The sequence below is a fragment of the Collimonas sp. genome (assembly GCF_039923675.1).
Lineage (GTDB): Bacteria > Pseudomonadota > Gammaproteobacteria > Burkholderiales > Burkholderiaceae_D > Collimonas.
This window is the reverse complement of record NZ_JBDTCG010000054.1, coordinates 41,295-66,714: the sequence shown is the minus strand read 5'-3', so window position 1 is coordinate 66,714 and position 25,420 is coordinate 41,295. Positions and strand designations below refer to the sequence as shown.

The 25,420-nt window shown below is 58.4% G+C and carries 21 protein-coding genes and 1 other RNA gene; 15 read left to right on the top strand and 7 right to left on the bottom strand.

The window, feature by feature from the left end; genetic code table 11:
* Window positions 1-341 precede the first annotated feature (341 nt).
* The 4 genes from ABI171_RS11135 to ABI171_RS11120 all read left to right on the top strand — a co-directional run bounded on the left by ABI171_RS11135 (window position 342) and on the right by ABI171_RS11120 (window position 7,205).
* Window positions 342-3,077, top strand: a complete 2,736-nt coding sequence (locus ABI171_RS11135; RefSeq protein ID WP_348092629.1) for a PD-(D/E)XK nuclease family protein — start codon at window positions 342-344, stop codon at window positions 3,075-3,077.
* A gap of 11 nt (window positions 3,078-3,088) precedes the next feature.
* Window positions 3,089-6,403: a UvrD-helicase domain-containing protein gene (locus tag ABI171_RS11130; RefSeq protein WP_348092628.1), complete on the top strand. Its 3,315-nt coding sequence runs from the start codon at window positions 3,089-3,091 to the stop codon at window positions 6,401-6,403.
* A gap of 164 nt (window positions 6,404-6,567) precedes the next feature.
* Complete coding sequence (locus tag ABI171_RS11125; protein ID WP_348092627.1) at window positions 6,568-6,813, top strand: AbrB/MazE/SpoVT family DNA-binding domain-containing protein; 246 nt, start codon at window positions 6,568-6,570, stop codon at window positions 6,811-6,813.
* Window positions 6,810-7,205: a type II toxin-antitoxin system VapC family toxin gene (locus ABI171_RS11120; RefSeq protein WP_348092626.1), complete on the top strand. Its 396-nt coding sequence runs from the start codon at window positions 6,810-6,812 to the stop codon at window positions 7,203-7,205. Before ABI171_RS11125 ends, ABI171_RS11120 begins: the two co-directional genes overlap by 4 nt.
* Window positions 7,206-7,357: 152 nt before the next feature.
* Here the strand turns inward: ABI171_RS11120 and ABI171_RS11115 are convergent, their stop codons facing one another.
* The 5 genes from ABI171_RS11115 to ABI171_RS11095 form a co-directional block, all read right to left on the bottom strand.
* Window positions 7,358-8,101 carry an amino acid ABC transporter permease gene (locus ABI171_RS11115; RefSeq protein WP_348092625.1) on the bottom strand — a complete coding sequence of 248 codons (744 nt, stop codon included), beginning with the start codon at window positions 8,099-8,101 and terminating at the stop codon, window positions 7,358-7,360.
* Between the two features lie 159 nt (window positions 8,102-8,260).
* Window positions 8,261-9,055, bottom strand: coding sequence for a basic amino acid ABC transporter substrate-binding protein (locus tag ABI171_RS11110; protein ID WP_348092624.1), 795 nt, complete (start codon window positions 9,053-9,055; stop codon window positions 8,261-8,263).
* Between the two features lie 80 nt (window positions 9,056-9,135).
* Window positions 9,136-9,921: a basic amino acid ABC transporter substrate-binding protein gene (locus ABI171_RS11105; protein WP_348092623.1), complete on the bottom strand. Its 786-nt coding sequence runs from the start codon at window positions 9,919-9,921 to the stop codon at window positions 9,136-9,138.
* A gap of 12 nt (window positions 9,922-9,933) precedes the next feature.
* Entirely contained in the window at window positions 9,934-10,719 is a 786-nt protein-coding gene (locus ABI171_RS11100; protein WP_348092622.1) for a basic amino acid ABC transporter substrate-binding protein, read from the bottom strand.
* Window positions 10,720-10,985: 266 nt separating this feature from the next.
* The gene (locus ABI171_RS11095; protein ID WP_348092621.1) at window positions 10,986-12,062 is read right to left on the bottom strand and encodes a substrate-binding domain-containing protein; all 1,077 of its coding nucleotides are present in this window, start codon (window positions 12,060-12,062) and stop codon (window positions 10,986-10,988) included.
* Window positions 12,063-12,209: 147 nt separating this feature from the next.
* Here ABI171_RS11095 and ABI171_RS11090 point away from each other — a divergent pair, with 147 nt between their 5' ends.
* The 6 genes from ABI171_RS11090 to ABI171_RS11065 all read left to right on the top strand — a co-directional run bounded on the left by ABI171_RS11090 (window position 12,210) and on the right by ABI171_RS11065 (window position 20,319).
* Window positions 12,210-13,847 carry an OFA family MFS transporter gene (locus ABI171_RS11090; protein ID WP_348092620.1) on the top strand — a complete coding sequence of 546 codons (1,638 nt, stop codon included), beginning with the start codon at window positions 12,210-12,212 and terminating at the stop codon, window positions 13,845-13,847.
* Window positions 13,848-14,117: 270 nt separating this feature from the next.
* Window positions 14,118-14,633, top strand: a complete 516-nt coding sequence (locus ABI171_RS11085) for a formate dehydrogenase subunit gamma (RefSeq protein ID WP_348092637.1) — start codon at window positions 14,118-14,120, stop codon at window positions 14,631-14,633.
* The gene (locus ABI171_RS11080) at window positions 14,630-16,228 is read left to right on the top strand and encodes an NADH-quinone oxidoreductase subunit NuoF (protein ID WP_348092619.1); all 1,599 of its coding nucleotides are present in this window, start codon (window positions 14,630-14,632) and stop codon (window positions 16,226-16,228) included. Before ABI171_RS11085 ends, ABI171_RS11080 begins: the two co-directional genes overlap by 4 nt.
* A gap of 60 nt (window positions 16,229-16,288) precedes the next feature.
* A complete protein-coding gene (gene fdhF / locus ABI171_RS11075) occupies window positions 16,289-19,153 on the top strand; it encodes a formate dehydrogenase subunit alpha (RefSeq protein ID WP_348092618.1) in 2,865 nt (954 codons plus the stop codon).
* Between the two features lie 52 nt (window positions 19,154-19,205).
* Window positions 19,206-20,048, top strand: coding sequence for a formate dehydrogenase accessory sulfurtransferase FdhD (gene fdhD, locus ABI171_RS11070; protein ID WP_348092617.1), 843 nt, complete (start codon window positions 19,206-19,208; stop codon window positions 20,046-20,048).
* 46 nt (window positions 20,049-20,094) lie between these two features.
* The gene (locus tag ABI171_RS11065; RefSeq protein ID WP_348092616.1) at window positions 20,095-20,319 is read left to right on the top strand and encodes a formate dehydrogenase subunit delta; all 225 of its coding nucleotides are present in this window, start codon (window positions 20,095-20,097) and stop codon (window positions 20,317-20,319) included.
* A gap of 6 nt (window positions 20,320-20,325) precedes the next feature.
* Here the strand turns inward: ABI171_RS11065 and ABI171_RS11060 are convergent, their stop codons facing one another.
* Window positions 20,326-21,546 (bottom strand): lactonase family protein, encoded by a 1,221-nt coding sequence (locus ABI171_RS11060; RefSeq protein WP_348092615.1) that lies wholly within the window; start codon window positions 21,544-21,546, stop codon window positions 20,326-20,328.
* 214 nt (window positions 21,547-21,760) lie between these two features.
* Between ABI171_RS11060 and ABI171_RS11055 the strand changes: the two genes are divergently transcribed.
* From ABI171_RS11055 to ABI171_RS11035, 5 genes are all read left to right on the top strand, one after another.
* Window positions 21,761-22,270: an FUSC family protein gene (locus ABI171_RS11055; protein ID WP_348092614.1), complete on the top strand. Its 510-nt coding sequence runs from the start codon at window positions 21,761-21,763 to the stop codon at window positions 22,268-22,270.
* Window positions 22,271-22,381: 111 nt separating this feature from the next.
* Window positions 22,382-22,636, top strand: coding sequence for a cell division protein ZapB (zapB, locus tag ABI171_RS11050; protein ID WP_348092613.1), 255 nt, complete (start codon window positions 22,382-22,384; stop codon window positions 22,634-22,636).
* Entirely contained in the window at window positions 22,633-22,944 is a 312-nt protein-coding gene (locus ABI171_RS11045; protein ID WP_348092612.1) for a cell division protein ZapA, read from the top strand. The genes zapB and ABI171_RS11045 overlap by 4 nt, the downstream gene beginning before the upstream one ends.
* 89 nt (window positions 22,945-23,033) lie before the next feature.
* A non-coding RNA gene (ssrS, locus tag ABI171_RS11040) (6S RNA) lies at window positions 23,034-23,214 on the top strand.
* A 121-nt stretch (window positions 23,215-23,335) separates the two neighbouring features.
* Complete coding sequence (locus ABI171_RS11035; RefSeq protein WP_348092611.1) at window positions 23,336-23,794, top strand: EVE domain-containing protein; 459 nt, start codon at window positions 23,336-23,338, stop codon at window positions 23,792-23,794.
* On the opposite strand, the gene ABI171_RS11030 is transcribed toward ABI171_RS11035, so the two are convergent.
* Window positions 23,784-25,349: a malonyl-CoA synthase gene (locus tag ABI171_RS11030; RefSeq protein WP_348092636.1), complete on the bottom strand. Its 1,566-nt coding sequence runs from the start codon at window positions 25,347-25,349 to the stop codon at window positions 23,784-23,786. The genes ABI171_RS11035 and ABI171_RS11030 overlap by 11 nt on opposite strands.
* Window positions 25,350-25,420 lie beyond the last annotated feature (71 nt).

Below are 25,420 nucleotides of genomic sequence, written 5' to 3'. Positions count from 1 at the left end.
TGTGAGGGAAAAATAATCAATGTGTGCCAAGACGACTTACCATTCCTGCTTGGTGGTTGCCAGCGGCTTCCCTATTCTAATTAATAAGTGGGGATGCCGTGCGCGAATTCAAGTTTTAGTGGGTGTGGTAAGAGGTGTTGCGGCGGGATATTCACTAAATAATAACCGATTTTAATAAAAAGTGTGGCGCATGATCTTATTTTGCAGCGATATTTTGAGGGTCTCGCATAAAATGACAGGTAATTGTTGCTAAAAAGAGCCCCTCGCCTGCGCTTTCCTTCCTATGGCGGCGAGCGGTCCCTGCATCTTCGCAACGCCTCAGTGAGTCTCATGTCGTTATCATGTCATTAAAGTCAGTATTCATCGCCCCTTCCGCCAACTTCTGGCCAGCCACGGCAAGTGCATTGCTGGCGGCTTGTCGACATCACGGTAGTGAAGGCGGCGCGGACATGCGCGATTTTTCGCACTGGCGGGTGATACTACCGACCTTTGCCCACGCCCAGCAACTGAAAACCGCACTGAGCGCGCAACTGGGCGGGACTTTCCTGCCGCCGCAATTTTTTACCTTGTCCGGCCTGCTGGCAACCATGCCGCCGCTGCCGAACGTGCTGCCGGCCAGCGAGCGCCTGATGCGGCTGTACGCCGAACTGCGCCAGCACGGCTGGCTGAAGAAATTATTCACTGCGCGCCGCAATACCGATCTGCTGCCGCTGGCCCAGACCTTGTTAGCGCTATCAGATGAATTGACGCAAGTTATGCTGCCATTTCTGCACAGCGGCGGTGATGACGGCGATGCGGAACAGCGCTGGCAAAACGCGCTGGAACAGTTGTCGCCAGATGCGCGCAAATTGTTGTCGGATGAAACCCAGCTGGTCTGGTCGATCTGGAAAAGCCAGCTGGATGCCGACGATGCGATTGCGGCGCGCTTCACGCAAATGCTGCAGCTGGCCGAAAGCGCCAGCCAGCCCATGGTCTGGATCAGCTCGGTAGCGCCGGAACCGCTGGAGCAGGCTTTTCTCGATACTTATGCCCAGCGTCAGCAAGTACTGACGATCACGCTCGATTGGCGCGCGCCTGCACTGTTGCCGGCTTATACGCTGGCATGGCCGGAGATGGTCGAAGCCGCTGCCGGCGCGGAGCAGCAGGTGCCGGTTGATTATTCGCTCTCGACCGAGTTGGCGCTGTGCGCAGCGCAGAGCGTCGAAGACGAAGCCGTGCAGGGCGCGCAGATGGTGATCGACTGGCTGCAAGCCGGCAAAACCAATCTGGCGATCGTGGCCCAGGACCGGGTGGTGGCGCGGCGTATCCGCGCCTTGCTGGAGCGGGCGCATATCCACGTCGCCGATGAAACCGGCTGGAAGCTCTCGACCACGCGCGCCGCTTCGGCAATCTCGGCGTGGTTCGATGTGATCACCGCACGCGGCGAAACCACTGCATTACTCGATTTGCTGAAGTCGCCGTTTGTCTTGAACGAAGCGCCTAGCGACTTGTTACACGATGCGCAGGACAGCATCGCCAACAAGTCGGCGCTGGTCATGAAAATAGAAATACTGCTGCGGCGCGCCAACGTGCTCGGCGAGTGGCGCGCGGTAACCGGCGCGCTCGGTTCGGCGCCGGCAGAGCAGAAGGTGGTGGCCTTGCTGGCGCAGCAGGCCAGCCTGTTTGGCGGTCGCAAGAATCTGCGCGACTGGATCGCCACCACCACCTCGACGTTGGATACGCTCGGCATTACCTCAGCCCTGAGCGCCGATTCCGCCGGCCAGCAGATATTGCAGCTGTTGCAGAACATCGCGCCGCCGGGCAACGATTTCAGTGCGTTGTTCTCCTTTCCGGAATGGCGCGCGCTGGTCAACCTGCAACTTGACGACACCAGTTTCATCAGCGCCATCAACGACCGTCGCGTAGTGATGCTGCCGCTGAACGGCGCCCGCTTGCGCGTCTTTGAAGCGGTGCTGGTGGTTGGCGCCGATGCCGACCACCTGCCCTCGCAGCCGCAGGAAACGCTGTTCTTTGCCAACACTGTACGGCGCGAGCTGGGCCTGGCGACACGCGAAAGCCGGCAACGCCAGCAATTGCGCGACGTGGTTGAATTGCTGGCGATGAATCCGCAAGTGGTGTTGTCCTGGCAGGCGCACAAGGACGGCGAGCCGAATCCGGTCAGCCCCTGGATCCAACGTTTGCAACTGACCCTCGCGCGCGCAACTGCGCCGCCCTTGCCAGAGCTGCGGGCGGCGATTGCCGTGCAGAATTTGCAGCCGACGCCATCGCTGATGCCTGCCCCTGCCGCCGCGCAGCTGACGCCGGCGCGCCTGACCGCCAGTGCTTACAACAGCTTCATCGCCTGCCCCTACCAATTCTTTGCGCGCCGCATGCTCGGCCTCGCTTCGCTGGATGAATTGTCCGATTTGCCGGAAAAGCGCGACTACGGTGGCTGGCTGCATGAAATCCTTGAAACCTACCACGAGTCATTGAGAGATGAACCACTGCCGCTACATCAGCGCGAAGCCTTGCTGGTCGCCATTTCCAAAAAACTGTTCGACGCCATCATCAGCAAGAACGCGGCGGCGCTCGGTTATTACGCACGCTGGCAAAAAGTGATTGCGCCGTATGTGGCGTGGGCCAATGAACACGAAGCCGCGGGCTGGCGCTTTGTCTTCGGCGAGCAAGCGTATGAAAAGCTGTTGCCGCTGGCGGACCGCGACCTGACCTTGCATGGCCGGATCGACCGCATCGATGAAAACGATGACGGCGAACGCGCCGTGCTCGACTACAAGACCAACAACCTGCTGGCGCTCAACAAGAAACTGAAAGACCACGAAGATCACCAACTGGCGTTCTACGGACTGCTGTCCGACCGGCCGGTGGTGTCGGCGCATTACGTCGCACTGGAAACCACCAGGGACAAGGTCGGCGACGTCAGCGCACCGGACTACGACCAGGCGCAAGGCGCACTCGCCGCGCAGATCACCGTCAACGTCGAGGCGATTGCGCGCGGCGTCGGTCTGCCTGCGAATGGCGTGGCTTCGGTGTGCCAGTATTGCGATGTACGTGGCTTGTGCCGCAAGGGAGCCTGGTAATGAGCGCGTCGATGCTTGATCAAGCCGCTTTGCCAAGTGCTTACCGTATGAACGGCAACGTGGTCGAAGCCCAGAGCTTCACCAACGCCGCTTGCGATCCGCAGCATTCGGTCGTGGTGGAAGCCTGTGCCGGCAGCGGCAAGACATGGCTGCTGGTGGCGCGCATGTTGCGCCTGCTGCTGGCTGGCGCCGCGCCCTCTGAATTGCTGGCGATTACCTTTACCCGCAAGGCGGCGCAGGAAATGCGCGAACGCCTGCTGGAATTGCTGCACGATCTGGCGCTGCAGCCGGAGCCTAAGGTCCGCAAGTTATTGCTGGAACGCGGCATTGCGCCGCAAGAGCTGGCGCAGGTGCTGCCGGCGGCGCGCAGCCTGTATGAGCGCGTGCTGGCCAGTCCGCAAAGTCTATCGATCGATACTTTCCATAGCTGGTTCGCGCGCTTGTTGCAGATCGCGCCACTGGCCTCTGGCGTGCCGCATGGCTACGCCTTGACTGAGAAGACTGGCGAGCTGCTGGCGGATGCGTATCTGCGTTTCATGCAATCGTTGAACGACGAAGAGAACAGTGAAATCAAACAGGATTTGCTGGCCCTGTATCAGTTGACCGGCGACTTCAGCACCAGGAAATTGCTTAACGCCTTCATCGACAAGCGTGCCGAGTGGTGGGCCGTGACCCGGCAGGGTGCGGAAGTGCCGCTGGAGTGGCTGCGTGAACTGTGCGGCGAAGACGCTGAAACCGACGCCCGCTTGTCGCTGTGGGATGACGACAAACTGTCATCGCAAATCAAACAGATCGCCTGGCTGCTGGGGCAGGGTTCTGCCACCAATCAGAAGCGCGCGACGGCGATTGAAGTGGCGCTGACCGCTGGCGCCACGGTAGAAAATTTCGATGCACTTTGCCATCAGTTTTTTGACGATAACGGCAAGCCGCGCAGTAACGGTAAAGCCAAGGATTTTCTCAAGGTACTGGAGAACAGCCTGGGCGGCAATGCACTCGACGCCTTCGATGAACAGTTCGGCGTCACCGGCGAAGCGCTGAAATTGCTGCGCCGGCGTAGCAGCGAACGCACAGTGCTGAGCATGAACCAGCATCTGTTCAGCGTCGGCAATGCCTATCTGGAGTGCTATCAGGCGCTCAAGGCCGAGCAGCGCTTGTTCGATTTCGCCGATCTGGAATGGCAAGCCTATCGCCTGCTGACCAATCCGGAGAGTGCAGCTTACCTGCAGAGCCGGCTCGATACGCGTTACAAGCATATCCTGCTCGACGAATTCCAGGATACCAATCCGCTGCAATGGAGCATTGTGCGCGCCTGGCTCAGTGCTTATGGCGAAGACGCGGGTCAACCCAGCGTGTTTGTGGTGGGCGATCCGAAGCAATCGATTTACCGCTTCCGGCGCGCCGAACCGCGGGTATTTGAAGCCGCGCGCACATTATTGCAAGAGCAGGGCGCGACGGTGTTGCAAGCCAACCAGACGCGCCGCAACGCCAGCGCGATCGTGGAAGTGCTGAATGCCGGTTTTCATGCCAATCCATTGTTTTCGGCACAGACCACGCTGGGCGAAGTCGGCGGCGAAGTCTGGCGCTTGCCTTTGATCCAGCAGCCGGCTGGCGAGACGGCGGACGATGCATCCTCGCCGGGCTTGCGCAATCCCTTGATCACTGCGCGCGAAGAGTCGGAAGATGCACGTCGCCGCGACGAAGGCAAGCAACTGGCGCAGGCTTTATGGCTAGCCCGCCAGCGGCTGACCGTCGCTCAGGAAAATGGCCGGCGCAGTCTACGCTGGTCGGACGTGATGCTGCTAGTGAAGAAGCGCAGCCATCTCGGCGCTTACGAAAGCGCTTTGCGCGAAGCGGGGATCCCCTTCATGTCGGACAAGCGCGGCGGCCTGCTGGAATCGCTGGAAATCTCGGACCTGATCGCCTTGTTGACTTTCCTGATCACGCCGGACGATGCGCGCGCGCTCGGGCATGTATTGAAATCACCGATCTTCGGCGCCAGCGATGACGACCTGATCAACCTGGCGCAACGCCCCGAGCGCGGGTGGTGGGCGCGCTTGCGGGCTGCGGCTGGCGAAGAGCGCGCAGCGCCGACGGTGCAGCACGCGGTGGCTTTGCTTGAGCAATGGCTGCAAGCAGCGCCGCGATTGCCGGTACACGATCTGCTCGACCTGATCTTGCACCAAGGCCAGCTGTTGGCGCGCTACGCACAGGCGGCGTCGCCACTATCGCGCAGCCAGGCGATCGGCAACATCGAAACCTTCGTCGAACTGGCGCTGAACATGGATGCCGGCCGTTATCCCAGCCTGCCCAAATTCATCGACGCCTTGCGCGGCTTGCAACATGCGGGTGGCGGTGATGCGCCCGATGAAGCCAGCATTGACGCCGCCACCGATGCGGTGCGGATCTTGACGGTGCATAGCGCCAAGGGGCTGGAAGCGCCGGTCGTGGTGCTGCTCGACGCCAATCACAGCAAGCCGGCGCGTGACGACTACGGCATCTTGTGCGATTGGCCGCAAGACGCAGAGGCACCCCGGCATTTTTCAGCATTCGGCAGTAGCGCCGAACGCGGCGCTGCGCGCGATCCTCTGTTCAACGCGGAAGAGGGCTTCAAAACCCAGGAAGACTGGAATCTGCTCTACGTCGCGACCACCCGCGCCAAGCAGCTGCTGATCATTAGTGGCGTCGCGGGAAGAAGCGGCGGTGTCACGGAAGACAGCTGGTATGCACGTCTTGAACTGGTGCCGGAGACGGTCGTCGACGAGGCCGTGGAGCACGCGCTGGATGCCGTTGCCAGCGGCGCGCAGCGATTCAATCAGGAGATTTTCGATCCGCCGCAGTTGCCGCCGCCGGTAGTCGTTGTTGCTGCGACTTTTGATAACCAGGCGATCGCAGAAGGCGTCGCCTTGCACGGTTTGCTGGAACGTGTCACCCAACATGGGCAATGGCCGGTAGTGTTGCCGGAAGCCGAGACGATCGCCCGTTGGCTGCCATGCCCGCTGGCGTTGGCAAGGCAGGTACGCCTACAGGCGCAAACCATTCTGGCGCAAACGGCGCTGGAGCACTTCTTCAATCCCGGTTTGCACCTGCACGCGCGCAATGAAATGGAAATTATTGCCGACAACGCCGTGTTGCGTTTCGATCGCGTGGTGGTGTTTGAAGATGAGGTATGGATTCTTGACTACAAGCGCAATCTGCTGGACAACGAGCGCGCAGCTTACACCGCCCAGTTGCGCAGTTATCGCCAGGCGGCGCAGCCGGTGTTTGCCGGCAAACGCTTGCGGACCGCTTTGTTGACGGTGGATGGGGGTTTGACGGAAATCGACTAGGACCCACCCAATAACAGCAGATTGCGCATTGCTTGCCGCGTCTCTGCTCGCCGCTATCAAGGAAAGTCTTATGCACGCGGGTATGACGGGCACAGGAAGTCAAAACCACTTGCCTTTTCGTTCTCCTTACTTTAAAGTAAGGAATGTGATTTTTAGGAGGTAATATGACATCTGCAACTGTGACGTCGAAAGGTCAGGTCACGATTCCGGTGGACGTACGGAACCAGCTTGGATTGTCTGCCGGTGACCGTATCGAGTTCATCCTCAACGAGGACACCGGCAGGTACGAGGTGGTTCCTGCCACACACTCGGTGACAGCGCTCAAGGGCATCATCCGCAAGCCGGCGCAACCGGTATCGATCGAAGACATGAATGCGGCAATCGCCGAGCAGGGAGCATCTGCCCGATGATTGGACTCGATACGAATGTGCTGGTCCGTTATTTGGTGCAGGACGATCCGGCGCAGGCGCGCAAGGCAAGCGTTCTGATCGAATCTCTGACAGTCGAGCGCCCTGGGTACGTTACCCAGGTTGCACTGGTCGAAGTGATATGGGTGCTTGGCCGGGCGTACGGCGCTGGCCGCGAGGAGATAGCGCAAGTGACCGAAACGCTGCTTCGTACAAAAGAACTCGTGATTGAGGCAGCTGAGACGGTCTGGAAGGCTTTGCGACTGTACGCCGGGTCGTCGGCCGATTTCGCTGATTGTCTGATTGAGCGCGCGTGTCATGAGGCGCAGTGCGAATACACCGCAACGTTTGACGAAAAAGCGGCAAAGACAGCGGGGCTGAGACTAATCAAGTAGCAGTTCGACGGCTCTCGTTCGCTGGCCGATGTGCGTTACATCGCTCCAGATTATTGCCCGTGGCGATCACTCGATGCAACTCAAGGTCCACGCCGAAATTGCGCTGATAGGACTGGCGCAGAAGCGTAATCCGGCCCAACCAGCGATTTCAATCAACGGTGATGCGGCGCCGCGTACTTCTTTTCCAGCCGTCCAACCAGCGTCGCCAGGCACATGGTCATCGCAAAATAGACCACGGAAATGGTAATGTACGGCTCCCAGTAGCGCGAATAAGCGCCGGCGACAGTGCGGGCGGCATATGCCAGTTCGGCCAGGCCGATGGCGGATACCAGCGATGAATCCTTGAGCAGGGTGATGGCTTCGTTGCCGAGCGGCGGCAGCATGCGGCGGAAGGCTTGCGGCAGCACCACATAACGCATGGTCGCTTTATAACCCATGCCAAGACTGGATGCCGCGTAAGTCTGGCCGCGGTCGATGGACTGGATACCGGCACGGAAAATTTCGGAAATATAGGCGCCGGCATTCAGCGACAAGGCGACTACGCCAGAGATAAAGGCGCCATAGTCTTGCTTGATGGTGCGCGCCAGTTCGCCGGAAATCAGCAAGCCGTTGTCTTGATGGATCAGCACCGGCATCACGGCGAAGTGGATCAGCAGGATCTGCACGAACAGCGGCGTGCCGCGGAAGAACGCCACATAGAAACCGGCCAGTCCTTTCACTAAGCGAAAAGGCCATTTCCATGGCCCTTGCTTGACTTCAGCCAGGCGCAGCATGCCTAGAAATAATCCGAGGATGGTGCCGATGATGATACTGATCACGGCGACCTGCAGCGTCATGAAGAAGCCTTTGACGAATAGCGGCGCGTAGCCTTGTATGATGCTCCAGCGGAAATCCATAGATTATTGAGAAGAAATGATGCGAGGATGAAGACGGATACGCAGCCAGATTTCGGCATTACCCAGGTTGCGTATAAGGATATAAAAAATTAGCGGAAAATTATACCGTAGTTGCCCTGGACCGCCAAAAATCGGTGGTCCGGGCGCTTTTGGTTAATATTACTTGGCGTTGCCAAAATATTTATCATTGATTTTGGCGAAACTGCCATCGGCCTTGATGTCAGCCAGGCCCTGGTTGATTTTGTTCAGCAGCTCGGCGTTGCCTTTACGGACCGCAATCCCGTAGTACTCCTTCGGAAAACCGGCATCCGACACTACGCGGAAGCTGGCGGAAGGGTTGTTGGTAATGTAATTTTTAACCACGGCGTCGTCCGCCACCACGGCGTCCACGCCGCCGCCTTCCAGCTCTTTCAGGGCCAGCGGAGTCGAATCGAAGCGCTTGATGCTCGGGTTGTTCTTGCCCACCAGGTTTTGCACCACTTCATCGCCGGTGGTGGCGCTTTGCACGCCGATTTTCAAGGTCTTCAGGTCCGTGAACTGCTTTACCGTGGTATTACTTTGCGGTACCGCGATCAGTTGGCTGGCTTCGAAATAGGGCGTGGAGAAATCCACGGTCTGCTTGCGCTCATCGGTAATCGTGATAGCGGAAATCAGCAGGTCACGGTCGCCCTGAGCCAGGAAGTTGAAAAAACCTTCAAACGGGGTCGGGATGAATTTCACCTCGATGCCGGTTTTAGCGGCAATGGCTTTCATCACGTCGATATCGAAACCGACCACTTCCTTCTTTTCGTTTTCAGCAGAAAATGGCGCATAAGCCGATTCCACGCCAACCACGTACAGGCTTTGTTTGGCTGCGACAGCAGGCGCTTCTTCTTTCTTGCTGCAGGCGCTGACTGCCATAAGGCCCAAGGCCAGCGTGCACAGCGGCAGATAGCGGCTTAAGATTTTTTTCATGGTGTTCTCGCAAAAAATAAGTCGCCGGCTGATGGCGCTGAGCGCCATCAGCCGGCGTTACTGGTCAGATCGATACAGGATTACAGCTTTTCATCCGCAAAATATTTTTTGTAGATCTTGTCTTCGGTACCGTCCGCCTTGATTTGTTCGAGGCCATGATTGATCTTTGCCAGCAATTCCTGGTTGCCCTTTTTCACAGCGATGCCGTAATACTCTTTCGGAAAGGCGGGGTCGTTGATGATGCGGAAATTCTTGGTCGGATTGTTCTTGACGAAATTGGTGACCACGCCGTTGTCGCCAACCACGGCGTCGACACCGCCGCCTTCCAGCTCCTGGAACGACAAAGGCATCGATTCGAAGCGCTTGATGCTGGGGCTGTTCTTGCCGACCAGGTTCTGCGCCGCCTCATCGGCCGTAGTGCCGCTCTGGACGCCGATCTTCAGTGCTTTCAAGTCTTCGAACCTGGTCACTTTTGAACTTTGCGGCAGCACGATCAATTGCTTGGCGACGAAGTAAGGCTCGGAAAAATCCATGCTTTGCTTGCGCTGGTCGTTGATCGTGATGGTGGAGATCAGGATGTCGCGGTCGCCCTGCGCCAGTGCATTGAACAAGCCGTCGAACGGCGTGTTGACGATGCGGACCTTGATGCCGGCCTTGTCGGCCACGGCTTTCATGATCTCGATGTCGAAGCCGACCAGTTCCTTCTGTTCATTCTCGGAAGCGAAAGGGGCGTAGGCGCCGTCGGCGCCGACCACATACTCAGTGCTGGCCGCAGCCGTAGCGGAAGTGTTTTCCTTTTTACCGCATGCCGCCAGCATGGTCAGCGAACACAGCAGCACCAGGGCGGGGAGATATCGTTGCTTCATGATCGCTCCCGCTTATTTGGACGTGTCGGCAAAGTACTTGGCGTAGATCTTGTCGTAGGTGCCGTCGGCCTTGATCGCCGCCAGACCCTTGTTGACCTTGGCTAACAGGTCCGCATTGCCCTTTTTGACGGCGATGCCGTAATACTCCTTAGGGAAAGCCGGATCGGAAATGAAGCGGAAACCTTCGGATGGATTGTTCTTGATGTAGTTCTTGATAACGCCGTTATCGGATACCACGGCTTCGACGCCGCCGCCTTCCAGTTCCTTCATCACCAGCGTCGCCGATTCCAGGCGCTTGATGTTCGGATTGCTCTTACCCAGTTCCTTTTGCACGATTTCATCGCCGGTAGTCGCGCTTTGCACCCCCACCTTCATGTTTTTCAGGTCGGCAAACTTGGCGACCTTGGAATCCTTGGGCACCACGATCAGCTGGGCCGCTTCGAAGTAGGGCTCGGAAAAATCGACTGTCTGCTTGCGCTCGTCGGTGATAGTGATGGCCGATGCCAGCAGATCGCGGTCGCCCTGCGCCAGGAAGTTGAAGATGCCTTCAAACGGCGTGTTGACGAACTTGATCTTGAAACCGCCCTTGTCGGCGATGGCGTTCATGACGTCGACATCGAAGCCGACGATTTCCTTCTGTTCATTCTGGTACTCGAACGGCGCGAAAGTCGCTTCGGCACCCACCAGGTATACCTTCGGCTCGGCGCTTTCCGCTGTTTTCGATTCTTGTTTGCCGCAGGCGGTCATCAACAGCGCGGCGGACAGTACGCACAAACTCAGATTGACAATTCGTTTCATTGAATATCTCCTGTAAATATCGGTAAAGTGTTCCGTTGTGTTCCGTTTATATCTGCAAATAAATAGTTTCTTTTGAGCAGTTGCCAGTGTGGCTATTTTGCCGGTATAAGAAAATACATTTTTGACAATATTGTCGCGGATAATCCGCTATTTTAGATTCATCTCTGCATTTCACAACGATTTATATAAATTGATGGCGCTGATTTTTTTGTGGGCGGCGATTGCCCTCGTCAAGGCACATGCTTGAAGAGGGGGGGGGGGCAAGCTTAGTGCAAGCTGCTGAATGCTTTGCCGAGCGAGAGGATCTCGCCGGTGGCATTGCCGTCGTAGCCGTGCAACTGGTTGACGATGTCGCGGAACGATTCCGATTGCAGGATGCTGATGACTTGCTGCATCAGCGGGTCCTTCATGGCGCTGATCGGCACGGCAAAGAAATAGCGTTCGCGGATCAAAGGGATAAAGTCCAGGCCGAAGCGTTCGGCGGCGGTCTGGACCCCGAAGCCGACGTCGGCCATGCCGCTGGCGATAAAGGCGGCAATTGCGGAGTGGGTGAATTCGGCCGTCTCAAAACCATCGATGGCGGTCGGCGACAGGTTTTGCCGTGACAGCATCAGCTCCAGCAGCATGCGGGTGCCGGAGCCAGGCTGGCGATTGACGAACAGCACGCCGTCGCGGCTGAGGTCGGCCAGGCTGACTATATGTTTGGGATTGCAGGGGGCAACCATCAAGCCCTGGTTGCGCACCGCCAGATGGATCAGGCAATGCTTCTGCTTGTCTAGCCAATGGCTATAGCCGGCCACCGCCGCTTCTTCGAATTCACCCAGCGGCACGTGGAAGCCGGCCAGGTCGCATTCCTCGCGCGCCAGCGCAGCCACCGCATCGGCACTGTTGCGATAGCGCAGTTCCACCGGCAACTGCCGTTCATTCAACTGGTTCAGCAGCGCCGCCACCGCAAAGCCATGGCTGGCGTTGAGGCGTATCACCTGCGGCTGCACGCTGACCGCCTTGCTCAGTTCTCCTTCCAGTTCCGAGGCCAGGCTTTCCAGCGTCGGCGACAGCCGCGCCGCGATGCGCCTGTCGGCCCAGATCAGTTTTTCCGCCAGCGGCAGCAATTCGCTGCCACGCCCGCGCCCGGTCTGTATCAAGGGATGGCCGAATAGTTTCTCTGCATCGCGCAGCAAGCCCCAGGCGTGGCGGTAGGAACTGCCGATCTGCTTGGTGGCATTGGCGATCGAGCCGGTTTCCTGGATTGCCGTCAGCAATGCCAATAGCACAGCGGTATCCAGTGACTGGTCGGCGTCGCGGGCAATTTCCCAATGCGGTTTGATCTTCACTTTAAACATTATGCAAAATATAGCCTATTGAGTATGCGCGCTGCTAGTGATATTTTTCGAATATGGCAGGGAAATGAAAATATTTCGTCCTTAGAACTATATGTAATCAGTTACCTATGGTACATATATTACTTTTTCATTTCCGGGGGGAATTAGATGGGGTTTTTAGACAAACAACGGACCATTGCAGGTCCGGGCTTCAACCGCTGGCTGGTGCCGCCAGCGGCGTTGGCGATTCATCTATGCATTGGCATGGCTTACGGTTTCTCGGTGTTCTGGTTGCCGCTGTCGAAGGCGATCGGAATCAAGGAATCGGTAGTTTGCGCCAAGGACATGGGTTTCTTTGCTGAGATATTCGCCAGCAATTGCGACTGGAAGATTTCGATGCTGGGCTGGATTTTCACCATGTTCTTTGTGTTGCTGGGAACATCGGCGGCAATCTGGGGCGGCTGGCTGGAACACGTTGGCCCGCGCAAGGCAGGCTTTGTCGCCGCGCTGTGCTGGTGCGGCGGTTTGCTGATCTCGGCGCTGGGTGTGTATGAGCATCAGATATGGTTGATCTGGCTGGGTTCCGGCCTGATTGGCGGCGTCGGACTCGGGCTGGGATATATCTCGCCGGTGTCGACCCTGATCAAATGGTTTCCGGACCGCCGCGGCATGGCGACCGGCATGGCGATCATGGGTTTCGGCGGCGGTGCGCTGATCGGCAGCCCGCTGGCGGACAAGCTGATGAAGCATTTTGCGACCGATGTATCGGTTGGCGTGTGGCAGACGTTTGTGGTGATGGCTTTGATTTACCTTGTGTTCATGATGGCAGGCGCCTTCGGCTACCGGATTCCGCCTAGCGGTTGGAAACCAGCCGGCTGGACACCGCCGGTAGCGAATAGCAACGCCATGATCACGCAGCATCATGTGCATGTCAGCAAGGTCTGGGGCATTCCGCAGTTCTGGCTGGTATGGCTGGTGCTGTGCTTGAACGTGTCGGCAGGTATCGGTGTGATCGGCATGGCGTCGCCGATGTTGCAAGAAGTGTTCGGCGGTCATTTGCTGGGTGTCAGCGCTAAATTTACTGAATTGACGCTGGAGCAAAAAGGCGCGATTGCCGCGATTGCGGCGGGCTTTACCGGTTTGATCAGCTTGTTCAACATCGGCGGCCGCTTTGTCTGGGCGAGCTGTTCGGACTACATCGGCCGCAAGATGACGTATGTGGTGTTCTTCGTATTAGGTTTTGTGCTGTATGTCAGTTTGCCTTGGTCCGGCGCGACCGGTAGCGTGGCCTTGTTCGTGGGGGCGGTGTGCCTGATCTTGTCGATGTACGGCGGCGGCTTTGCTACTGTGCCGGCTTATCTGGCCGACTTGTTCGGTACCCAGATGGTGGGCGCGATCCATGGCCGTTTGCTGACCGCGTGGGCGACTGCCGGGATCCTCGGACCAGTGGTGGTGAACTACATGCGTGAATACCAGCTGGGTTTGGGCATGCCGCGGGAGTCGGTGTACAACACCACCATGTACATCCTGGCCGGCATGCTGGTGCTTGGTTTGCTGTGCAATTTGATGATTCGTCCGCTCGCTGCAAAGCACTTCATGACGCCGGAAGAGCTGGCGCGCGAAAAGCAACTGGCGCACGAGCAGGCTTCGGCCAAGGGCGATGCGGTGCTGCCGCCGGAAGTCATGGCGCGTATCGGCAGCGGCGGCAATCCTGCGCTGTTGTGGTTGTCTTGGGCGGCCGTAGTGATTCCGCTGATCTGGGGGATTTCGATCACCCTGCAAAAATCGGCGGTGCTGTTCAAGTAAAAAGTATTTAGAGCAAGTGGATAGGCAACTAAATAGACCGTAGTAAAAGTAGCAAAGGCAGCAAAGAGGGCAGGGCATGCAAGCCAACGCAGTGTGGCGCATGACTCTGCCCGGTAATCCGGCAGAGCGCATAAAAATAATAAATAGTGACAATACAGATTTCAAGACACACCGCGGCACGCTGACCAAGATGCATGGCTGTAGATAAAGACAGCATCCGGTCCGAGCGCCATTTGTAGTGCTGAATTCCGGTAGGAGACTGTAGTGAAGATGCAAATCGAGCCAAGTTCTCAAGTTTCGCAAGCTGTACCATCGGACCCGTCTGTCGACCTGGATCAGGTCAGGACCCTCATTCAAGAATTCAAGACGCTGCCCGGCGCCATGCTGCCCGTGCTGCACGCGATACAGGATGCGCTCGGCTATGTGCCGCCATCCGTGGTGCCGCTGATCGCCGACGAGCTGAATCTGTCACGCGCCGAAGTGCACGGCGTGATCAGTTTCTATCACCATTTCCGCCAGCATCCGGCCGGCCTGCACATCGTCCAGATTTGCCGCGCCGAAGCCTGCCAGGCGGTCGGCGCTGATGCGCTGGTGGCGCATGCAAAGGCAGCGCTGGGCTGCGATTTCCACGGCACCAGCAGCGATGGCCAGTTCACACTGGAGCCGGTGTATTGCCTGGGCCAGTGCGCCTGCGGCCCCAACATGCAAATCGACGACGATTTGCACGCCCGCGTCAGCAACGACAAATTCAATCGCGTAGTGCGCGCCAAGCGAGGTGTGCAATGAGTAGACCCAATCCTGTGATAACCGCAGTTACCACTGCAGTTATCACCATCTTTGTCCCGCGCGATTCGACCGCGCTGGCGCTCGGCGCCAACCAGGTCGCCGCCGAGATTACGGAGCAGGCCCGGCAGCGCGGCGTCAGCATCAAGCTGGTGCGCAACGGCTCGCGCGGCATGTTCTGGCTGGAACCGTTGGTAGAAGTGGCGACTGCTGCCGGCCGCATCGCTTATGGTCCGGTTGGGGCCGACGATGTGGTCAACGATGTGGCCGGGCTGTTCGACGCCGATTTCATGAACGGCGGCCAGCATCGCCTGGCGTTGGGACTGGTCGAAGACATTCCATATCTGAAAAAACAGGAACGCCTGACTTTCGCCCGGGTCGGCATCACCGATCCGCTGTCGCTGGAAGATTATCTTGTGCATGAAGGCTATGCCGGTTTGCGTCGCGCCTTGGGCATGTGCAGCGAAGCGGTAGTGCAGGAAGTGCTGGATTCCGGCTTGCGCGGCCGCGGCGGCGCAGCTTTCCCGACAGGGATCAAATGGAAGACGGTGGCCGCTACCAAAGCCGCGCAGAAGTACATCGTTTGCAATGCCGACGAAGGCGATTCCGGGACGTTCTCGGATCGCATGGTGATGGAGGACGATCCCTTCATGCTGATCGAAGGCATGACGATCGCCGCGCTGGCGGTCGGTGCAAACCGCGGCTATATCTATGTCCGTTCGGAATATCCGCATGCGATTGCCGCGTTGAACCATGCCATCGTCACTGCAAACAACGCCAATTACCTGGGTGAGAATATCCTCGGCTCCGGTTCCAGTTTTCATCTGGAAGTACGCAAGGGCGCCGGCGCCTACATCTGCGGCGAAGAAACCGCCTTGCTTGAAAGCCTGGAAGGCAAGCGCGGCGTGGTGCGCGCCAAGCCGCCGCTGCCGGCCATCGAAGGCTTGTTCGGCAAGCCGACCGTGATCAACAACGTGATTTCGCTGGCCTCGGTGCCCATCATCCTGGCGCGCGGCGCGGCGTTCTACAAGAACTACGGCATGGGCCGCTCGCTCGGCACCTTGCCGATGCAACTGGCGGGCAATATCCGCCACGGCGGCCTGGTCGAAAAAGCTTTCGGCGTCACCCTGCGCGAGTTACTGATCGATTTCGGCGGCGGCACCGCCAGCGGCAAGCCTATCCGCGCGGTGCAGGTTGGCGGCCCGCTGGGCCCTTACCTGCCGCCGTCATTATTCGACACCAAGCTCGACTACGAAGCCATGGCCGCGGTTGGCGGCATGCTGGGACACGGCGGCATCGTGGTGTTTGACGATAGCGTCGACATGGCGAAACAAGCCCGGTACGCGATGGAATTCTGCGCGATCGAATCCTGCGGAAAATGTACTCCCTGCCGCATCGGCTCCACCCGCGGGGTAGAAGTGATCGACAAGATCGTCGCCGGCCAGACCATACAGATAAAGCTGTTGCGCGACCTGTGCGACACCATGGTCAACGGTTCGCTGTGCGCCATGGGCAGCATGACGCCGTTGCCGGTGTTGTCGGCGCTCGACCACTTCCCCGAAGATTTCGGCAACGGCGCGCTGGACCAGGCCGCCTGAGCTATCCATAACCAGCATAGACACGACTAACCCACGTTCCGACGGAACCAGGAGTATGTGATGAATCAGCTTAACGAACTCGACTACGGCACTCCCGCCAAACCAGCCGGCCAGACAGTCACGCTGGAAATCGACGGCGTCAGCGTCGACGTAGCGGCCGGCACCTCGGTCATGCGCGCGGCGGTCGAAGCCGGCATCAATGTCCCTAAACTGTGCGCTACCGACAGCCTGGAACCGTTCGGCTCCTGCCGTCTGTGCCTGGTTGAAATCGATGGCAAGCGCGGTTATCCGGCTTCCTGCACCACACCATGCGAACCCGGCATGAAAGTCCGCACCCAGACGCCGAAACTGGCCGACATCCGCCGCGGCGTCATGGAGCTGTATATTTCCGACCATCCGCTCGACTGCCTGACTTGCCCCACCAATGGCAATTGCGAGCTGCAGGACATGGCCGGCGTCACCGGCTTGCGCGAAGTACGCTATGGTTACGAAGGCGAGAACCACCTGAAGATGAAGAAGGATGAGTCGAACCCCTATTTCACCTACGATCCGTCCAAGTGCATCGTCTGCAACCGCTGTGTGCGCGCCTGCGAAGAAACCCAGGGCACGTTTGCGCTGACCATCGATGGCCGCGGCTTCGAGTCGCGCGTATCGGCCGGCCAGATGCAGGACTTCATGGATTCCGAATGCGTCTCCTGCGGCGCTTGCGTGCAAGCCTGCCCGACCGCCACCCTGACCGAAAAGACCGTGATCATGCTGGGCCAGGCCGAGCATAGCGCGATCACCACCTGCGCCTATTGCGGCGTCGGCTGTTCGTTCAAGGCCGAGATGAAAGGCAACCAGGTGGTACGCATGGTGCCGCACAAGGATGGCCATGCCAACCACGGCCATTCCTGCGTCAAGGGCCGCTTTGCCTGGGGCTATGCGACCCACAAGGACCGTATCACCAAGCCTATGATCCGCAGCAAGATCACCGACCCGTGGCGCGAAGTGTCGTGGGATGAAGCGCTGACTTATGCGGCCGGCGAATTCCGCCGCATCCAGGCCAAATATGGCAAGGATTCGATAGGCGGCATCACGTCCTCACGCTGCACCAATGAAGAAACCTATCTGGTGCAGAAACTGGTGCGGGCGGCTTTCGGCAACAACAACGTCGATACTTGCGCCCGGGTTTGCCATTCGCCGACCGGCTATGGTTTGAAGCAAACCTTGGGTGAATCGGCCGGCACCCAGACTTTCGATTCGGTCATGCAGTCGGATGTGATCATGGTCATCGGCGCCAATCCGGTGGCGGCGCATCCGGTGTTCGCTTCGCAGATGAAGCGCCGCCTGCGCCAGGGCGCGCAGTTGATCGTGGTCGATCCGCGCACCACCGAGATGGTCAAGTCGCCGCACGTGCAGGCGGCCTTTCACTTGAAACTGCGGCCTGGCACCAACGTTGCTCTGATCACTGCGCTGGCGCACGTGATCCTGTCGGAAGGCCTGGAAAAACCTGACTTCGTCGCCGAACGCTGCGATCAGAAATCATATGCCGACTGGAAGGAATTTGTCCTGCGACCCGAGAATTCGCCGGAAATGATGGCCGACGTCACCGGCGTGCCTGCCGATCAGTTGCGCGGCGCGGCGCGCTTGTATGCGACCGCGAACAATGGCGCGATCTATTACGGCCTCGGCGTCACCGAACATGCGCAAGGCTCGACCATGGTGATCGGCATCGCCAACCTGGCGATGGCGACCGGGAATGTCGGCCGCGAAGGCGTCGGCGTCAATCCTTTGCGCGGCCAGAACAATGTCCAGGGCTCGTGCGATATGGGTTCCTTCCCGCATGAATTGCCTGGTTACCGCCATGTGTCCGACAGTACTGTGCGCGGCGAATTCGAGCAGGCATGGGGCGTCACGCTCAGCCCTGAGCCGGGCTTGCGGATTCCGAACATGTTCGATGCCGCCCTCGACGGCAGCTTCATGGGGCTGTATTGCGAAGGCGAAGACATCGTCCAGTCGGATCCGAACACCCAGCATGTCACCGCCGCCATGGCGGCGATGGAATGCATCGTGGTGCAGGATCTGTTCCTCAATGAAACCGCCAAGTACGCCCACGTGTTCCTGCCTGGCTCGTCGTTCCTGGAAAAAGACGGCACTTTCACCAACGCCGAACGCCGCATCTCGCGGGTGCGCAAGGTGATGCCGGCCAAGGCTGGCAAATCCGATTGGGAAGTCACCGTGGCGTTGTCCAACGCGCTCGGCTATCCGATGAATTACAGCGATCCTTCCCAGATCATGGATGAGATAGCTGCCCTGACGCCGACTTTCCATGGCGTCAGCTACGCCAAGCTGGAGCAGGCCGGTAGTCTGCAATGGCCGTGCAACGAAGCAGCGCCGCAAGGCACGCCGATCATGCACATCGGCCAGTTCGTGCGCGGCAAAGGCAAGTTTATCAATACCCAGTACTTTGCCACCGATGAAAAGGTCACGCTGAAATTCCCGCTGATCCTGACCACCGGCCGCATCCTGTCGCAATATAATGTCGGCGCCCAGACCCGCCGCACCGAGAACGTCGAATGGCATAGCGAGGACCGGCTGGAAATCCATCCGCATGACGCCGAAGACCGCGGCATCAAGGATGACGACTGGGTCGGGATTGAATCGCGCGCAGGGCAGACTGTGTTGCGGGCGACGGTGACCGAGCGGGTGCAGCCGGGCGTGGTTTACACTACCTTCCACTTCCCGGAATCGGGCGCCAACGTGATCACCACCGATAATTCCGACTGGGCCACCAATTGCCCGGAATATAAAGTTACCGCGGTGCAGGTCATGCCGGTCAGCCAGCCATCTACATGGCAGAAACAGTTCAGCCGTTTCACCGAGCAGCAGTTGAAGCTGTTGCAAGGGCAGGCTGAACAGGCGGAGGCGGCGGTCACCAAATAGCAACGCAGAACAACGCAGAACAACGCAGAACAACGCAGAACAACGCAGAATAATGCAGAATAATGCAGAGGAAACCATGGTCTTGCCAGATTACGCCAGCAGCACTGAAGTCGCAGTAGAACAATGGCGTAACGGCGGCGTCAGCAACAGCCGCGACATCGTGGCGGAAGAAGTGCCGGTGGCGCTGGAGTACAACGGCGTTTCGCACGCGGTGATGATGGCGTCGCCAGCGGATCTGGAAGATTTTGCGCTGGGTTTTTCGCTCACCGAAGGCATTTTGCAAGACCGCAGCGAGATGTTCGATTGCGAGATCGTGACTGCCGCGGACGGCATCCAGGTGCAGATGCAGATCGCCACCGAACGTTTCGTGGCGCTCAAGGAAAAGCGGCGCAACCTGACCGGCCGCACCGGCTGCGGGTTGTGTGGCGCCGAAACCTTGCAGCAGGCGGTGCGCAAGCCGGCGCAGGTAGTATCGACCGCACAGTTTTCCGCGACGGCCATTTACGCCGCCATGGCCGAGATGCAGAAGCAGCAGCACTTGCAGCAAGTGACCGGCGCTACGCATGCGGCGGCATGGCTGCAGGCCGGCGGGAAAATTGCACTGGTGCGGGAAGACGTCGGCCGTCACAACGCGCTCGACAAGCTGATCGGCGGTTTGATCAATTTGCATCCGCAACACGATTTTTCCAGCGGCGCGGTGCTGATCACCAGCCGCGCCAGTTACGAAATGGTGCAAAAGGCGGCCAGCATGGGTTGCGGCTTTATCGTCGCCGTATCGGCGCCGACCGCGCTGGCGATTCGGCTGGCGCAGCAAGCCAATGTGACGTTGCTGGGTTTTGTGCGGCAGCCCGGGCATGTGGTGTATGCCCATCCGCAGCGCCTGTCGGCGTCCTGACCAGCTTGGATTTAACCACCCTCATGCAGCAGAAAAGGCAGGCGCAATGAATCTGGAACACCTGGTAAAAATGGCGAATCAGATCGGTTCATTTTTTGACACTATGCCGGACCGGCCGCAAGCCATGACCGATCTGGCCATGCATCTGAAACGCAGCTGGGAGCCGCGCATGCGGCGCGAGTTGCTGGCCTATGTCGACGAGCAGGGCGGGGTAGAGTTGATACCGATCGTGCTGGAGGCAATCCATCTGCATGCCAGCACGCTCAGGTAATATTGACTACGGCAAGAACACCATTTGCGACGGGCTGCCCAGCCCGGTATAGCGGTCGATGAATTCCAGTTTTCCGCTTTCCTTGTCGACGGCGAACTGGGTGATGTTGTCGCTGCGCTGGTTCATCACATACATGAAGCGCCCTTTCGGCCCGATCACCAGGCTGCGCGGATAGTCGCCGCGAGTCCAGGTGTCGCCTACCCATTGCAGCTTGCCCTCGGCGCCCACGGCAAACTGCGCGATGCTGTTGTGCAGGCGGTTGGCGACATACAGGAAGCGGCCATCGGCGCTGACGGTCAGGCCGGAGGCGAAATTGGTGCCCTGGTAATTCTTCGGCAAACTGGAGACCGATTCCTGCTCTTGCAAAGTGCCGCTGGCTTTATCGAAATGGTACAGCGTCAGCGTCGACGCCTCTTCATTGATCGCGTACACGTATTTGCCGTTGGGATGAAACACGAAGTGGCGCGGTCCGGCGCCGGCCGAGGATGCCTTGATGAAGGCCGGCGTATTCGGCGTCAGCTGGCCCTTGCTTTGCTCGAAGCGCCATTGATAGATGCGGTCAAGGCCAAGATCGGTGGAGAAGACGAATTTGCCGCTAGGGTCGCTGGCGATCATGTGTGCATGCGGCCCGTTATGGTCGCTGGCGGCAAAACTGCCGGTGACTGCGGCTTCCGGCTTGGCCGCTCCTGCCGGCCCGCTATCCTGCTGCACCGACGATGCCGCTTGCAGGCTGCCGTCGCCCGCGATCGGGAACACCGCCACCGAGCCGCCGCCGTAGTTGGCTGCGAACAGATATTTCCCCTTCTCCGCAAGCGTGACGAACGCCGGCGTCGCACCTTGCGAATCCTGTTCGTTCAACATAGTCAGGGTGCCGTCTTCACGGTTGACGGCATAGGCGGCGACGCTGCCGTTCTTGCCGCCTTTGTAGTTGGCGATTTCACTTGCGACATACAGCGTTTTGCCGTTTGCATCCACCGTCAGTTGCGCCGGATTAGCCTGCTTGCTGGCCAGGTTGATCCGGCTCAAGGCGCCGCTCTGGCTATCCACCTTGAACAGGTAAACTCCTTCACCGTTAGGGTTATACGTGCCGACATAGGCGAATTGGGTGGGAGATGCGGACAGGTTAGGCGTCTGGGCTCGGAGTGGCAGGCTGGTCATGGTGAATAGGGCGGTGAGTGCGATGGCGGGGAGTGAAAGCCTGGTGAAACGGGAAACAGATAACGGCATTGGCATATTTTCCTCGATAGCTGAAGACGCCGGTGCGGTCTCGTGTGACAGATCCGGCAGATTGTTTCGTTGGATGAATATAGGGTTTTCTAGCCAGAATGGCAATCCGTAAATGGAATGAAGGTTAGCTGTCATGTAACGTAAAATTCGGGCCGTTCCCGGTTCTCGGCTAAAATGACGCTCGCGCTGCATTTACCCCGACAGGCCAGAGTCAATGGATTTTCAGTTCATCAGTCCCAAAAAGAATGCGTTGCTTTATCTGGTCAAGATACTGACCGGCGCCCTGATCACTTGGTACGGCTTGCGCGCGCTGGGCCTGCAAGAACCTTACTGGGCCATGATCTCGCTGATCATTGTGACCGAGCCGGACATCAACCTGGCCAAGGCAAGTTTCAAGGCGCGCCTGATCAATACCCTGAACGGCTGCGTGGTGGCTTGCCTGGCGCTGGTCTTGTTCGGCCCGGGCTTCCTGTCGCTGCTGATTGCCTTGGCGGTCTCGGTGCTGGTGGCGATGCTGTTGCAAAATTATCCCGCCAACTGGCGGCTGGGACCGGCCACCGTGGTGATCCTGATGTCGGCGGCGATTGGCGGCAAAGGGCTGCACCAGGAGCTGGAGTATGCTTTATTGCGCGTCGGCGAAGTCATTGCCGGCAGCACCGTAGCATTATTGCAATCGTTGGCGTACGGGTACGTGCTCAAACGGCTGACGCCGGTCAGTAAATGACGCGCAAGCTGGCAGCAACGGGATGTAAATGTGGTGCAACTGATGACAAAGTACGAGATTGATTGATCGAATCTATTGACGTAATTTCCTCCGCAACACTATAGTGACAAAATGATTTCAGAATTCCATCAATTATCAGAAAAAATAGGCCTGCTGGCCGAGCTGACGCATACCTTGCGCCGGGAAAACGCCGAACTGCGTCTGCGCGCCAAGGGTTTGCAGGGCGATCATGACGACCTCAAAAGCCAGAACGCCGAGCTGCAGCAAAGGATCAACCAAGCGCATCAGCGGGTTGCCGCCTTGCTCGAAAAATTTCCCGGATTGCCGGAGGCGCCGCAGTCGTCACAGGATAAGGAGCTTGCATGAGCCAGTTAAGCGTCAATATCATGGGCCAGCCGTACACACTGTCTTGCAAAGAGGGCGAAGAAGCCGCCTTGCAAGAGGCGGTGACTTATCTGGACGGCAAAATGTCGGCGATCCGCGATACCGGCAAGATACGCGGCAATGACCGTATCGCCGTGATTGCTGCGCTCGGCATCGCTGCTGAATTATTGAGCAGCAAGGCCCCTTCGGGACCGTTGTCGGAGCTGACCGTATCGGAAGTCAAGCAAAAGATCGCAACCATGCATACGGTGCTGGACGATGCGTTGGCGGCGCAGGAAGATCTGTTCTAAATTTATTTCCCGGCGCAACGCCTGAGCGCAATCGGCTATAAATCTTATGGCAAAAGGATTTGACTTGGAAGTTGTTTGGGGTAGACTACTCGTTCCTGCCGTGTTCGCGATTGTCATAAAATCCTTGAACCATTTATACGCAACGGCTGCGGAATTTTGTTCGACAGGTGTGAGCGTCGCTAGTCCGATGAGCCCGAAGTTGAACTAACTGCGGCCAACTTGAATCGCTTTGGTTCAGGATGCCGACAAAGCGGCACAGGCGGGACTTTATTCTGGAGCGGCTGCATTTACGTGCAGCCGCTTTTTTTCGTTTTGCGGCTTTTTGCTTGCTGTGGTTTTGGCGTATTCTGACTTTGTTTCCAACGTGTTGGCGAGATAGGAAAGAGACCCTATGAATTATTGGCTGATGAAATCCGAGCCCGACGACGCCAGTATCGACGACGTCCTGGGCATGTCCAGACAAACCATCGCCTGGTATGGCGTGCGCAATTATCAAGCGCGCAATTTCATGCGCGACCTGATGCAGGTCGGCGATGGCGTGCTGTTCTACCATTCAGGCTGCGCGGTGCCGGGCATAGCCGGCCTGGCCGAAGTGGCCAGCACGCCCTATCCTGACGATACCCAGTTCGATGCCAAGAGCAGGTACTTCGATCCCAAGAGCGACCGCGAAAATCCGCGCTGGATGCTGGTCGACGTCAAGGCGCTCAAGAAAACCCGCTTGATCCCGCTTGCAGAACTGCGCGAGCAGGAAGCCCTGGCCGAGATGCAGATCCTGCGGCGCGGCAACCGGCTTTCGATCACGCCGGTCAGCGCCGCAGAATGGCGGCATATCAACAAGCTTATGAAGTAAGGTCCGGCCGGCTGGCGTAGCGCTCCCGCAACAGGTTCTTTTGCACCTTGCCCATGGTGTTGCGCGGCAGCTCATCGGCGAAGAATACTTGTTTCGGTACTTTGAAGTTGGCGATGGCGTTTTTCATCAAGGCGATCACGCCGTCGGTGGTCAGTTTGGCTTCCGGCCGTTTTACGATCACCGCAGTCACGGCTTCGCCGAAATCCGCATGCGGGATGCCGATCACCGCCGATTCCAGCACGCCATCGATTTCATCGAGCACACTCTCGATTTCCTTCGGATAGACGTTGTAGCCGCCCGAGATGATCAAGTCCTTGCTGCGGCCGACAATGGCCAGATAACCCTCGCTGTCGAACTTGCCGACGTCACCGGTCTTGAAGTAGCCGTCGGCGGTGAATTCCTCGGCAGTCTTTTCCGGCATGCGCCAATAGCCCTGGAACACGTTCGGGCCTTTGACTTGAATCTCGCCTACCTCGCCGATCTCGCTAGGGCCGCTCACTGTAATGTGACCGTTGCCATCGGTCGTCCCAAGCCGCAGCGAGACACCCGGCAAGGGCAGGCCGACGGTGCCGCCGCGCCGCTCTTGCGCGTAGGGATTGGAGGTCAGCATGGCGGTTTCGCTCATGCCATAGCGTTCCAGGATAGTGTGGCTGGTGCGCGCGACAAATTCGGTAAAGGTGTCGGCCAGCAAAGGCGCCGAGCCGGAAATGAACAGACGGATATTGCGGCAGACGTGACGGTCGAATCCGCTATCTGCCAGCAGTCGCACATAATAGGTCGGTACGCCCATGAAGATGCTGCTGTGCGGCAGCTGACGGCAAACCTCGGCGGCGTCGAATCTGGGCAGGAAGATCATTTTGCTGCCATTTAGCAGGGCGCCGTTGGCTGCCACCAGCAAGCCATGTATATGGAACAGCGGCAGCGCATGCAGCAACACGTCGTCGGCTTGCCAGTGCCAGTATTGTTGCAACACCTTTGCATTCGAGGCGATATTGCCATGCGAAAGCATCGCGCCTTTGCTGCGGCCGGTGGTGCCGGAGGTGTAGAGGATGACGGCGAGATCGTCCGCCTGCTTCTCCACGGTGTCAAACGTATCCGGAAAATGCATGGCGCGCGCCAGCAGCGATCCTGAATTCCTGCCGTTATTGCCGCTGGTGATTTCATCCAGCGTAAACAGATGCCGGGTGCCGGCCTTGAAAGCAATTTGCGCCACCCAGCCGAAATTCTTTGGCGAGCAGACGAATGCCGCGGGTTCGGCATCACCGATAAAGTATTCAATTTCCGTGCTACGGTAGGCAGTATTGAGCGGCAGGTATACAAAACCGGCGCGCAAGGTGGCCAGATACAGTATCAAGGCTTCCGGCGATTTTTCCACTTGCACCGCGATGCGCGAGCCCGGCGGCAAATCCAGGCTGGCGAACAGATTGGCGATCCTGGCGGAAGCGCGCTCGACATCGCCCCAGCTGTAATACTGGCCGTCATGGGTTTCGATGCAGCAGGCGGTTTTGTCGGCAGGGAAGTGCGACGCGAAAAGGGCGTAGAGATTGGCTGTCATGATGGCGTTGGAAAAGACATTCTGGACGCGGCGGTGGCCATCCCAGAGAAGCAAGGATGGCCGCTGCCGCC